General features: G+C 38.6%; 12 protein-coding genes. All 12 read right to left on the bottom strand.

The features are described 5' to 3' along the window. Positions 1-5: 5 nt before the first annotated feature. The 12 genes from murG to ACMKPP_RS06165 all read right to left on the bottom strand — a co-directional run bounded on the left by murG (position 6) and on the right by ACMKPP_RS06165 (position 13519). Complete coding sequence (murG, locus tag ACMKPP_RS06220) at positions 6-1115, bottom strand: undecaprenyldiphospho-muramoylpentapeptide beta-N-acetylglucosaminyltransferase (RefSeq protein WP_418369471.1); 1110 nt, start codon at positions 1113-1115, stop codon at positions 6-8. After that, positions 1115-2485: a UDP-N-acetylmuramoyl-L-alanine--D-glutamate ligase gene (murD, locus tag ACMKPP_RS06215; RefSeq protein ID WP_418369470.1), complete on the bottom strand. Its 1371-nt coding sequence runs from the start codon at positions 2483-2485 to the stop codon at positions 1115-1117. Before murD ends, murG begins: the two co-directional genes overlap by 1 nt. A gap of 83 nt (positions 2486-2568) precedes the next feature. Beyond that, a complete protein-coding gene (mraY, locus tag ACMKPP_RS06210) occupies positions 2569-3555 on the bottom strand; it encodes a phospho-N-acetylmuramoyl-pentapeptide-transferase (protein ID WP_004697364.1) in 987 nt (328 codons plus the stop codon). A gap of 56 nt (positions 3556-3611) precedes the next feature. Next, the gene (locus ACMKPP_RS06205; protein ID WP_004696219.1) at positions 3612-4970 is read right to left on the bottom strand and encodes a UDP-N-acetylmuramoyl-tripeptide--D-alanyl-D-alanine ligase; all 1359 of its coding nucleotides are present in this window, start codon (positions 4968-4970) and stop codon (positions 3612-3614) included. A 1-nt stretch (position 4971) separates the two neighbouring features. Next, positions 4972-6456, bottom strand: coding sequence for a UDP-N-acetylmuramoyl-L-alanyl-D-glutamate--2,6-diaminopimelate ligase (locus ACMKPP_RS06200; protein WP_418369469.1), 1485 nt, complete (start codon positions 6454-6456; stop codon positions 4972-4974). A 55-nt stretch (positions 6457-6511) separates the two neighbouring features. Then, on the bottom strand, positions 6512-6916 hold the full coding sequence (gene ftsL / locus ACMKPP_RS06195) for a cell division protein FtsL (protein WP_004697156.1): 405 nt from the start codon (positions 6914-6916) through the stop codon (positions 6512-6514). Positions 6917-6937: 21 nt separating this feature from the next. After that, a complete protein-coding gene (rsmH, locus tag ACMKPP_RS06190) occupies positions 6938-7870 on the bottom strand; it encodes a 16S rRNA (cytosine(1402)-N(4))-methyltransferase RsmH (RefSeq protein WP_004696226.1) in 933 nt (310 codons plus the stop codon). Between the two features lie 9 nt (positions 7871-7879). Beyond that, a complete protein-coding gene (gene mraZ / locus ACMKPP_RS06185; RefSeq protein ID WP_004696227.1) occupies positions 7880-8311 on the bottom strand; it encodes a division/cell wall cluster transcriptional repressor MraZ in 432 nt (143 codons plus the stop codon). Between the two features lie 404 nt (positions 8312-8715). Then, a complete protein-coding gene (gene trxA, locus ACMKPP_RS06180; RefSeq protein WP_004696229.1) occupies positions 8716-9036 on the bottom strand; it encodes a thioredoxin in 321 nt (106 codons plus the stop codon). A gap of 9 nt (positions 9037-9045) precedes the next feature. Further along, positions 9046-9420: a CoA-binding protein gene (locus ACMKPP_RS06175; RefSeq protein WP_004697233.1), complete on the bottom strand. Its 375-nt coding sequence runs from the start codon at positions 9418-9420 to the stop codon at positions 9046-9048. A 132-nt stretch (positions 9421-9552) separates the two neighbouring features. After that, the gene (gene gluQRS, locus ACMKPP_RS06170; protein WP_418369468.1) at positions 9553-10527 is read right to left on the bottom strand and encodes a tRNA glutamyl-Q(34) synthetase GluQRS; all 975 of its coding nucleotides are present in this window, start codon (positions 10525-10527) and stop codon (positions 9553-9555) included. A gap of 82 nt (positions 10528-10609) precedes the next feature. Beyond that, the gene (locus tag ACMKPP_RS06165) at positions 10610-13519 is read right to left on the bottom strand and encodes an insulinase family protein (RefSeq protein WP_418369467.1); all 2910 of its coding nucleotides are present in this window, start codon (positions 13517-13519) and stop codon (positions 10610-10612) included. Between the last annotated feature and the right edge of the window lie 80 nt (positions 13520-13599).

Below are 13599 nucleotides of genomic sequence, written 5' to 3'. Positions count from 1 at the left end.
CCTTGTTACTTTGCAATAGATAAAGCTAATTTTGCAATATCATGAGCCGCATTCGGTTTCCCCAATTGCAATGCTCGATCTCCCATTTGTGCCAACAAATCACGGTTGGCCATAAACATCTCGATTTCCCCTATTAAATCGTGAGCACTTAACATTTTATCTACAATCATATGCGCCGCCCCTTCTTGTACAAAGATACGTGCATTATAGGTTTGATGATCTTCCGCTGCATATGGATACGGTATCAATACGGATGGAATACCGCGAACTGCTAATTCCGCAAGGCCTATAGCACCAGATCTAAAGACTGCTAAATCGGCTGCTGCTAGTGCTTTTGGCATATCATGTAAATACGGCAAAATCAAAGATGAACAACCTAAACCATCCCCAGCGGTAATACCTAATTGAGATAAAACAGATTCATATTCTCCGTTTCCCGTAATATGAATTAATTTAATACCTTCCACACCTTGGAAGTGTTTATGTACATCTATCATAGCATTGTTAATAGTTCTCGCCCCTCGAGAACCTCCAGCTATGAGTACTGTGAAGGTATCATCACTTAAGTTGAAATAGTTACGTCCTGCTGTTCTTGAATCAACTAACACATCTGGACGAACAGGATTACCAGTGTAGACTACGCGCTTTGCTTTAGAAAATGATGCTTCCGCATCCTTATAGCCTAAGGCTACCACATCAACAAAACGACTCAAAATTTTATTAGTAATGCCTGCTATGACATTCTGTTCTTGAATTAAAGTAGGAATATTGTGTAATGCTGCAGCCATGAGAACAGGACCACATACATAACCTCCAGTACCAATAACTACATCAGGTTTAAACTTACAAATTATGGCATTAGCTTTCACAATACTTAAAGCAGTTTTACCTAGCGTGACCATGGTACCTAATGATAATTGACGCTGTAAGCCTTGCACAGGAATTGTACTAAAATCAATTCCTTCTTTAGGAACTAATGTAGCCTCAAGGCCTTGTTTGGTGCCAACGTATAACACCTTTGCATCAGGGTTTTGTTTCATGATTTCTTTATATATAGTTATTGCTGGATATATATGTCCACCAGTACCACCACCTGAAATAATAACACGTTTCATTAATGGTGTCCTCCCTCTTGCAACATATGAACACAACGTTTAAAATCATCTCCACGCTCTTCAAAACAGCTATACCAATCAAAACTTGAGCAAGCCGGAGATAATAGCACAATATCACCCGTCTCTGCCAATTTATAGCCTTGTTCTACGGCTTCTTTCATGGATAAAGCACGATAAATCAGCTTCACACCAGCCTCTTTTGCAGCCGTCTCAAAACGATCTGCTGCTTCCCCCATGAAAATAACAGCTTTAGTCTTCTCCTTAACTAACTCCATGAAATCTTCTAAAGGCGTCATTTTATCATGGCCACCAGCTAATAGAATAACTTGTTGATCAAAGGATTCTAATGCTTTAATCACAGAATCTACATTAGTGGCTTTGGAATCATTATAGAATGTGATACCACCAATCGTCTTAACGCGCTCTAAACGATGTTCAACTCCATGGAACTCGCTAATAATGCGATGAATTGTCTCTACGGGTACGCCCAACGCATAGGATAAAGCAATAACGGTCAATATATTTTCAATATTATGACGGCCTGGAATATGAATATCTTCATTTCCAATAACAGATTTTGCTATACCATCTTTAGCAATATAACATTGCCCATCAGCATAATAAGCGCCATTCTCTACAACTCGGTTTTGACTAATTTGTAAAATATGACTAGGCGCACGGTGTTCCATATCAGCTACAACAGAATCATCAATGTTAAGTACTAAAAAATCTGTACTTAATTGATTTTCAAAGATGCGTTCCTTCGCAGCAATATAGTTTTCCATTGTCTTATGACGAGCTAAGTGATCTGGAGTAATATTGAGCATAATAGCCCCAACAGGCCTAAAATGCTTGATTGTCTCTAATTGATAACTAGATAATTCGGCTACCAAAAAACCGTCTGCAGGCATAGCGTACGCCACTTCGCTAAGGGAATCACCAATATTCCCTCCCACACGAACTGGTTTTCCAGAGCCTTCTAGAACCTTAGTTAATAAGGTTGTTGTCGTAGTCTTACCATTTGTACCAGTAACAGCTACGATAGGTGATTTAGATACTTCATAAGCTAATTCTACTTCGCTGACCACGTCAATACCACGAGCCTGTGCTGCTTTTACAATCGGAATATCTAAAGAAATACCTGGAGAAATAACGATACGATCCACGCCATCTAGCAAGGATTCATCTTGACGTCCTGTAATAATATTTACCCCTGTCGCAACGAGTCGTTTCTCCTCAGCCGTAGGCAGTGTCATGGGCTTATAATCATTTAACACAACATGCGCACCCACTTGGGCTAATACCCAAGATGCACCTATACCGCTGGCTCCAGCTCCAAGAACAAGTATATGTTTATCTCCATATTCCATCTATATCACCTAAACTATTTATAAAATTAATGTATCCTATCTAATAAGCATACCATTATTTACAACTTCCGTTAAGTATTATCTTATAAAGTTATAGTCGCTAAAAGTACACCAATAATGGCTAAAACAGCGCCACCAAACCAGAAACGATTAACAACTGTTTGTTCTGCCCATCCGGAAAGTTCAAAATGGTGATGAATAGGACTCATCTTAAATACACGCACACCACGTGTTTTGAAAGAAATAACTTGAATAATAACAGATAATGCTTCCATAACAAAAATGCCACCAATCACCACAAGTAGCAATTCTGTTTTAGTTAAAATAGCCATTGCTGCAAAGGCACCACCTAATGCCAAAGAGCCTGTATCCCCCATGAATACTTTTGCAGGGTTCACATTATATACCAAAAAGCCAAGACATACAGCTGCTATTATAGCGCCGAAGTACGCAACACTTTCAGCACCGATAGAATTTGTCATCGATGCAGCCATCAAACCAATAACAGAGAATGCTATCGCCGCCACTGCTGATGTACCACCAGCAAGACCATCAAGACCATCTGTTAAATTTACTGCATTTGTAGCTCCTACAATAATCAAAAATGCCAATACATAATAACCCCATCCCAATTGTAATTGTGTATCTACAACAGGAATCCATAATGTGGTAGGAACAACCATAATCTCAGTAATGCAATAACAGAATACGGCAGCCAATATAAATTGTCCAAGTAATTTTTGCTTCGCTGTTAAACCAAGATTGCGTTTTTTTACAGCTTTTACAAAATCATCAAAAAAACCTAATAAACAATGACCCAGTGTTAAGAATAATAACATTCCTGTGCCCACATTCCATGGTGCAAACAATGCCACGCCAATAACAAGGGCCACCATCATGAAAGCACCACCCATTGTTGGCGTACCGGCTTTTGCTTGATGACTTTCAGGGCCTTCTTCACGAATACTTTGTTGTGCGTGCAAAGAACGTAACATAGGAATAGCAATTTTACCTAGCACTACCGTAATGATGAAAGTCGCTACGAAGGCTAATAGAATGTGATTTATCATATGAATCCTCTACTTATTAATAAATAGGACGGCTAGATATAACTAGCCGTTACCTATTATTCTCGATCCTTTAATTCTTCAACAACGCGCTCCATTCGTAAACCACGGGAACCTTTCACAAGGATAACATCCCCTTTTTCACGAATATCACTATATGCGTTGGCCATTTCTAAATGGCTGTTACAACGGAATGTAGTTAAACCCGCTTTTTTTGCTTCCTTTGCAATGAAGGCAGCAGCATCACCAAAGGTGAATACAACACTATAACCCTCTTCAGCAAGCAAATGGCCGATTTCACGATGTGCTTCTTCAGAGAAGTCGCCGAGCTCGAGCATATCGCCTAGCATCGCAATTTTACGCTTACCTTCTAATTGGCCAAGTGCTTTAATAGCTTCTGCCATGGATGAAGGGTTTGCATTATAAGCATCATTTAAGATAACAATATCTTCAAATGGAACGATTTCTTGACGCATTGGAGTTCCACTAAACTCACTCAACCCTTTGCGAATTGTGTTAGATTTAATGCCTAGCACTCGGCCTGCAACAATAGCCGCCAATGCATCATATACATTGTGTTCACCAATCATAGGCAAGAAGATATCAAAAACTTCATCATAACACTTACAAGTGAACTTAATACCGTCTTTTTTATAGCGCAAATGGCTACCAATACAAGTAGCATTCCGTTCAATACCATAGGTAATTGTTTTACCCTTAGCTAAACGATCCATAGCTTTTACATATGGATCATCTTCATTAAGGATAGCCACGCTGTTTTCAGGCAAGCAACGAATCAATTCACCTTTCGCTTCGGCAATGGCTTCTCGAGAACCTAAAAGCTCGATGTGACTAGTACCAACATTAGTAATAATCCCCATCGTTGGTTCTGCAATCAAGGCCAGTTCTTCGATTTGTCCGAGCCCACGCATACCCATTTCAACAACACAGGCTTCATGCTCAGCAGTTAAGCGCAATAGTGTTTTTGGTAAGCCAATTTCATTATTAAAATTTTTCTCAGTTTTTAATACATTAAATTCTGTGCCAAGTACGGCTGCCACCATTTCCTTTGTCGTAGTCTTACCAGAGGAACCAGTAATAGCAACTACAGGAATATCAAAGCGGCGACGATGATATCGTGCTAAGTTTTGATATGCTACCAAAGTATTGTCTACCTCGATGCAAGCAATACCTTCTACAGAACGTCCTTTTTCAACGATAGCCCCTGTAGCACCTTTTTCGATAGCCGCATTGATAAAATCATGGCCATCAAAGGTATCACCTTTTAAGGCTACAAATAAAAAGCCTGATTCAATAGTTCTTGTATCAGTAGACACATCTAAAAACTTAATATTATCGGTATGTGCACTCGTCCCCTTTGTGGCCTCCAGTACTTGAGACAATGTAAATTCTGCCATATTAGATCTCCTTGAGGGCTGCTCGCGCCTCTTCACGATCATCAAAATGGATCGTTTTATCCTTTAAGATTTGGTAATCCTCATGCCCCTTACCTGCAATGAGTACAATATCCCCAGATTTTGCATGTTGTATTGCATGTTGAATCGCTTCTCGACGATCAACGATAACTTCATAGTGAGTTCCTTCTCGAAGGCCATCTTTAACACCGACTTCCACATCTTTAACAATTTGTACAGGATCCTCTGTACGCGGATTATCAGATGTAACATACACAACATCACCGTATTGTGCCGCAATGCGTCCCATAATAGGACGTTTGGTTGCATCTCGGTCACCGCCACAGCCAAAGACTACAATAATACGATTTTCTTGAATAGCCTTTGCTGTTTGTAAAATATTTTCTAACCCATCTGGTGTATGTGCATAGTCTACAACAACAGCAAATGGTTGACCTTCTTCAATCAATTCAAAACGACCAGGTACAGCACTAAATGTTTTCAACGCTTTATCGATGTCTTCCATGGAAATACCTTCTAATAAGCAGGCACCAATAGCTGCTAATGTATTATACACATTAAACAAGCCAGTCGTATTCATTGCAACTGTATAGTCATGACCATCATAAGATACCGTGTAACGGCTAGACTTTGGCGTCATATCAACGTCATGAGCATTCAATGTGCCGCTACCATCAATACTATAGGTAATGATAGGGGCTGTAGTTTTTTCAACAACCCGATGTCCATAGGCATCATCGATGTTAATGACAGCACCCTTACCAGATTTTACTTGGTTTGGTTTGCTAACCTGTTCAAATAGTTTACATTTAGCTGCCAAGTAATTTTCAAATGTTTTGTGAAAGTCTAAATGATCTTGTGTAAGATTTGTGAATACAGCCGTATCATACTCAACACCAGATACGCGTCCTAAAGCCAACGCATGAGAAGATACTTCCATTACACAATGTGTAACACCCTCTTCTACCATTTGATGCAAAATATGCTGTAAATCTACTACGTCAGGAGTCGTATTATGAATCGGATATGCTGTATCACCAATCATGATATGAACCGTACCAATCACACCGACCTTATGACCTTGAGCTTTCAAAATATGACGAATCATATGAGTTGTAGTCGTTTTACCATTAGTACCAGTAACACCAATCATGCGCATGGAATTGGCTGGATAATCAAAAAAGTATGGCACACAGGACATCATAGCCGCACGTGTATCTTCAACAGTGATAACACAAACGTCACTACTTATCTCAACAGGTTTAGATACTAATACGGCTACTGCCCCAGCCTCAACAGCTTTATTAACATAGTCATGTCCATCGACAGTAGCACCATCTAAAGCAATAAATAAACTACCTGCTTTTACAGCACGAGAATCAGCGGTTACATCTAAAATTTCAACAGCTGTATTACCTTCTACATGCGGTGCAGGTAAGATTTTTACTATATCTTGTAAGTGTTTCATATACAATCTCCTTTACACGCAAAGGAAAGCAGCCCAATACGAGCTGCTTCGCCTGCTAGTCTATAATTTGCTGTTTCTCTTGTACATTACGTTCAGTAACAGCGCTTTTTGTGCTATAAACAAAAGAATCAGGCAAAACCATTCCTAGTTGTTCTTCTGCGATTTGTTGGATACGTACAGGAGACTTCAAGGAAGCCACTTCAACGTCCAATGCATCGTTATCTTTTGTTAATTGTACTACAGCTTGCTGTGTTTTAACTACCTCATAGCCCAACTTTGTACTGTATGCATTCATAACCATCATGATAAGTAAGCATGCAACTAATGCAGCAATACCATATACAACTTGCCACATCATAGGGCTTAAATCTAAAGCTACGTTTGCACTACGTCTTCTCCCTTGTGCAATGACCAACATATCACCTTTTACTTGGCCCACAACAGCCTTTCTCGCTAACATAACACTTAACCCCTTCCAAATCTACAACTTTACTGCTACGCGCAATTTAGCGCTTCTAGCTCTCGGATTAACTTCAATCTCCCCTATACTTGGCTCTATAGCCTTATTCTTTGCCTTTACAACTGCCTTGTGATTACAAACACACACAGGCAATTGTGGAGGACATATACATGCAGTACTTAACTCTTTAAAAGTTTGCTTTGTAATTCGATCTTCCAAGGAGTGGAATGTAATAACTCCAATCTTTCCCTTTGGTTTTAACATCGATACAGCATCTACAAAACTATCATGCAAAATTGCTAATTCTCTATTTACTTCAATACGTATGGCCTGAAACGTCCGTTTTGCCGGATGAGGTCCATCTTGTCGCGCCTTTGCAGGTATTGCATTCTTAATAATTCTAACTAACTCACCAGTAGTAGTAATTCTTTTTTCTTGACGTGCTTCAACAATAAACTCGACAATTCGTTTAGCCCATCGTTCTTCCCCATAATCGCGGATAATTTGCAGTAATTGTTCACTGTCATATTCATTGACAATTTCCTCTGCCGTGAGAGGTGCATCTTTATCCATTCGCATATCAAGAGGTCCATCATTCATATATGAAAAACCTCGTTCAGGAGTATCTAGTTGATAGCTGGATACACCAAGATCAAATATAAAACCATCGACTTCATAAATGCCCGCATTTTGGAGAGCTTCTTTTAAGTTAGAAAAGTTTGTAGGTATCGTTAACACCTGACATTTCAAATCAGATAAACGCTGTCGAGCTACACTCAAAGCATCTTCATCTTGATCTAAACCTATAATCATGCCTTCTGGATCTAGCATCTCGCCCACTGCATGAGCATGTCCTGCCCCACCAAGGGTACAGTCCACATAAATGCCTTTTGGATTAGTTACGACGGAGTCCACCGTTTCACGTAAGAGTACGCTAGTATGATTAAATTCCATCATAGCCTCCTATAACATAATCCCTTCAAGCCCTTCAACTAATTCTTCCATACTTTCAGCTACTTGCTCATCATAGAAATCGTATTTTTCACGGCTCCAAATTTCAACATGGTCTCCAGCACCTACAATAACAGCCTGTTTATCAAGGCTTGCATATTCACGTAATGGTACAGGAATGAGGACACGACCTTGTTTATCATATTCAAGTTCAGCGGCACTACCAAAAACAAAACGTTTTAAAGCACGCACGCTAGCTTTAGTGGAGGATTGTGATTGTAAAGCTGTAGAAATTTTTTTCCATGCCTCTTCGGTGTAAATAGCCAAGCAGTTATCTAGGCCTTTTGTAACGATGCACAAATCGCCTAGTTGTTCACGTATTTTAGCAGGTATAATCATCCGCCCTTTTGTATCAATGGTGTGATTATATTCGCCCATGAACATATGTATCACCGCCCTTTACTATTTCTTATCCACCACTATATGGTAAATTCTACCACAATTCCCCACCTTTCACAACAAAAAATCTATTTTTATCCCACTTTTTTATATTTTTCTTGTTTAATCTCTATTTTTCTCCTCTTTTCTACAATACATATGTTCGATTAAATATTCAAAAATAAATAATTTAAACCACTCTCCACCACAATTGCGTAATACCACTCCTTAAATGGACATAAACCCCACTTTTAGATGTATTATGTTTAGGAACTCAATGTATTATGTTTAGCAACGCATAAACGTTAAATATATTTAGGTCTATATTAAAAAAGCAAAAAAAACCTCATCAATGTACAACACATACATTGATGAGGTTTTCCTCTATTTATATAATTTTAATTATAGTATTAAAATTTAGATTCGATAGCCGCTTGAAGATCGCCTTTAGGCAAGAATCCAATTTTACGGTCTACTACTTCACCATCTTTTAGAATAACGAATGTAGGCAATACTTCAACTTGTAAGTTACGTGCTAATTCTGGTTCTTCATCAGCGTTTACTTTTACAAAGTTAGCTTTACCTTCAAGCTCACCTGCAATTTCTTCAATGATTGGCATCATACGTACGCAATAACCGCACCATGGAGCCCAGAAGTCAACAACAGTAACACCACCTTGGTTTACTAAATCTTGATATTCAGCAGTTTTTAAATCTTTTAATTCGCTCATTGTACCCTCCTACGGTAATTGAACTAATACACAATCTTGAATGACATGCAGATCTAAAGCATGTGCTTTTTCAACAACAGATGGTTTATCCGCCCCCGGTTGCAACCACACAACAGGAATGCCAAGTTCTTTGCATTCATCAAGTGCAGCTAACCCTACTGCTTCTGGTACAACAAAATCTACCACAGCAGGCACAACGGGAAGTGCAGAAAGACTAGAGTAACAAGTGTCTCCATCTATTTCTGCAATATTAGGATTGACTGGATATACTTCATATCCGTGATCTTTAAGACATTTATAAATCTTATAACCGAACTTTTCGGTTTTATGGGTAGCTCCAATAACGGCCCATACTTTTTGATCTAAAGCTTGTTGAATTGTCATTTCGACCACCTCTTATATACTATTATAAATAAATATCGAATATTGTCAATATATTATATCGAATTATATAGTTAAAGAATTATTCTCTTTTAGCAAACATCCTATAACATAAATCAATACTATTTTATTACTCTATTCTTTAATTTGTATCTCAATCGTTTTCTGACTAAGACAAGGTACATTTAAATCAATCTCAATTAATTCAGATAAACTGATTTCTCTACGACTTAATGTATGAGCTTCAACTAAGCCCCCTACAATAGCCAGCTCACCTAAAATTCTATTAGGAGACCACTGATTTTCACGCAATTCTCGAATAGTAATACTCTTTTGTCGCTTAGACAATCTATGTCCTTCAGAATCAATTAATAATGGAGCATGCCCATAAGAAGGTATTTGTATATTTTTAGAATTGAAACTGGTTTGTAATGTTTTATATAAATATATTTGCTGCCCCGTAGTCTCTAGTAAATCATCTCCACGAATGACCTCCGTTATCCCCATAACAATATCATCCAGTACGACAGCTAAATTATAGGCATACATACCATCACCACGACGCAATACATAATCATCTAATTCACCTTCTAAATGAATATGTTGAAAGCCTTGCCAACGATCCACGAAATCTAAATCACAAGAATTAACGGCTAAACGCAAAGATGGCTCCTTAGACATCATAAATTCTTTTATCAATTTATCCTCTAGATGACGGCAATGGCCATCGTAACGATGAATTACATCGCCGACATGGGGTGCCGAAGCAATAGACTGGAGCCTTGTACGATTACAAAAGCAAGGATAAATTAGTTTTTCTGATGCAAGATGTTCTAATATTTCTCCATAATATGTTTGCCGTTCACTTTGCCAATATGTTGATTCTGGACCACCAACGCGAGGTCCTTCATCCCATTCAAATCCTAGCCACTCTAAATCATCTAATAGAGCTTCCCCTAACTCACGTTTAGAGCGTTGGATGTCTATATCCTCCATTCGCACAACATACTGCCCTTTTTGTTGCTTCGTAGAAATATAAGATAAGAGGGCTATCCATACATTTCCGAGATGGATATATCCTGTGGGGCTTGGAGCAAATCGGCCTTTCATAATGGACCCTCCTACAGTACAAAACAAGTGGCATATCCCGTAGAATTACACAGAATATGCCACCATACATGATATAAGACAATTATCCTAGAGAAATGATGTTATCGAATACCTTACCAGCGTCTTTAATTTTTTGTTCGTTCCCCATTGTACAAATATGATTATCCTTCAATACGGGTTCAACCACATCTGCTAAAGCAACGATATCCTCTGGCTTACAAGCGATAACTTGTTTACGAAACTCTACCTTATCCTCTAGTTTAGCACCGCTAAAATACATCCCCATCGCACGTGGGCCACGCAACGCAGGAGTCATAGGCAAGTCCAAGGAGCTCATAGTACCGATAATATATTTACGCATCTCACGATTAGTCAACGTAAACTCACGAAGATATTGAGGTAATTCTTTATATACATTTAATGTTTCTACCAAGTTTGGATCTCGATAGCTACAGAAAATCATATTCCCATCATCATAGAAGTTTGCAAAGGCACCGTAAGCACCACCTTGTACACGAATGCGAATCCAAAGATATTCATAGCGTAAAATCGTCTCTAATACACTCATTGGGCCTACGTGTTTATACCCATGGTCTACAAAGTTACCACCTTGAGCTACGTATTGAACCTTACCAGCTGTAACGATACCATCATTACCAGACAAACGTGTAATCTTTAATTTATCATTACTTAACTCAGTAGTATCCCAGGTTTCAATCAATGGTTTCATAAGATGTTCAAAGGCTTCTAATTCGCCTTCTTCACCAACGAACATGATATCCACATTGTTAGCACGGAAAATCTTACGAGCTACATCAGCTAATTTTTCTGGCAATAATGGTAATGCCGCAGGATTAGAAGCCAACTCGCTAATCTTTTGATAGTAACCAAAGTTACCATTATCTCTAAATTTACCAACTGCAGACACTTGAGCCATAACACGTTGACTTACGATGGAATTACCACGACGGAATGCTTCATTATCCCAAATAGCTTTGCTTTCTTGAACAAGTTCAGTCAAGCGTCTATCGTCACTATAATCTGCTTTTTGTACTACTTCGTTAATCAAACGGCATAAGTCAGGTAATTTAGAATGCAAAGCTTTAGCTCGAACAATCATGAGAGGCGTAAATTCATCACGCTTACCATCTTTGCTAATAGCCGTAATATCTGAGCTTAAACCACCAAGATTCATATTGATATCTTTCGCCAATGCTTCATAGCCACGTTCAGATGTGTCAATACGACCAATAATATCACTTAAAATATCGGCGTAGAACAATTCATCTTCTGTAAGACAGCTTAAATTAAAGTAAAGCCCTACATAGTTGATGCCTTTTGTGAAAGTAGGCACAAAATGTACTGTAGTGTTGCCAATTTTACTTTCACGACGTTCTACCTCTTCAATATTAGGATTTAAATCTGATAATTCAAGCAATGGTATCGATGCTAACGCTTCGTCGCTATCTGGAGCCTCTTGACGAAGTTTAAGTCGTTTTGTTTGCTCTACAATTGCTTCGATTTCTTCTGGAGACATCTTAGCTTTTACAGAAGCTAAATGTTCTTTAACCTCTGCATCCTTGCGCTCTTGAAGACCCCGTTCAGGATAAATAGAAACAAGCACTTTATGATTGTTATTTAAGATAGATTGACGAATTAAATCTTCAAAGTACGTACCGGATAAGCCCTTACGAATATTCACTAATGCTTCTTCGTAGTGTAATAACTCGAGTGGATCATTGTCATATAGCCAGTTATCCATCATACGGATAACATACGCTAAACCAATTGGCCGACCTCCAAAGTCACTTTCACGAAGAGCAAACTCAATGCTATTCAAGGAAGCTTCTAATAATTCTTTATCTAAACCGTTATCACAAAGTTCTTGCAATGTAGATTCCACAATACGCTGCAAGTCAGCTTGTTTATCGAGATTAGAACCAGTTGCTTGCACGGTCCACAAAGGTTGACGAATGCTATCAAGATAATAACCACTCACATCAGAGCCGATACCGGCTTTCACCAAAGCCTGTTTAAGAGGAGCCGCAGGAGATGTCAACAATGCATGTGTTAATACCTCAAAAGCCAAGCTATGCTCAGGAGTTACATCAGGTAACACATAGGCAAAGGAATGTAAAGTTCGGTTGTCTGTTGGCTCTTCAGAACCTACGCTATATGGATAACTTACCACTTTACCTTCCATAAATGGAGCTTGTAAGCCAACCTCTGTATTAACCTCAATAGCATCGAAATAACTTAAGTACTCATCATTCAAGAATGCCAATTGCTCTTCAATATTCATATCCCCATAAAGGAAAATATAACTATTGGACGGATGATAATGAACTCGATAGAACTCTTGGAACTCTTCATAAGTTAAGTCCGTAATATGGTCAGGATCTCCACCAGAATCAACACCATAAGTGGTATCTGGGAAAAGTTCACGCATCATTTGGCGTTCTAGAACGGAATCCGGAGAGGAATAAACCCCCTTCATCTCATTGAATACAACACCTTTATAGGTAAGTTCATCTTCCGCATTATCTAGCTCATAATGCCAACCTTCTTGCATCACGATTTCTGCATCATCGCGAACGCGTGGATACAATACAGCATCAAGATATACGTCCATCAGATTGTGGAAGTCTTTATCGTTTTTGCTGGCTACAGGATACATCGTTTTATCAGGATATGTCATAGCGTTTAAGAACGTGTTTAAAGACCCCTTAACAAGCTCAACAAATGGCTCTTTCAAAGGAAACTTACGAGAACCACATAAAACGGAATGTTCCATAATATGTGCTACACCAGTACTATTATGTGGTGTTGTTCTAAAAGCGATATTGAATACTTTATTAGAATCTGGTGAATCAATATAAATTAAACGTGCACCAGACTTTTCGTGTTTCATTTCATAAGCGGTACCATTGATCTCATCAATGCGCTCAATGCGGTCAAGGCGAAAGCCAGAATAAACCTTATTTATTTCCATGCTGTCCCTTCTTTCTATATAAATATAATTATTTCTCTCTGAATAATTTATTATATCATATCGATGACTCTATATATAGA

Source organism: Veillonella parvula (assembly GCF_048309325.1).
In the GTDB taxonomy this organism is placed as follows: Bacteria; Bacillota; Negativicutes; order Veillonellales; family Veillonellaceae; genus Veillonella; species Veillonella parvula_T.
Note: the sequence above shows the minus strand (reverse complement) of the source record. Positions and strands in the feature narration are given on the sequence as shown.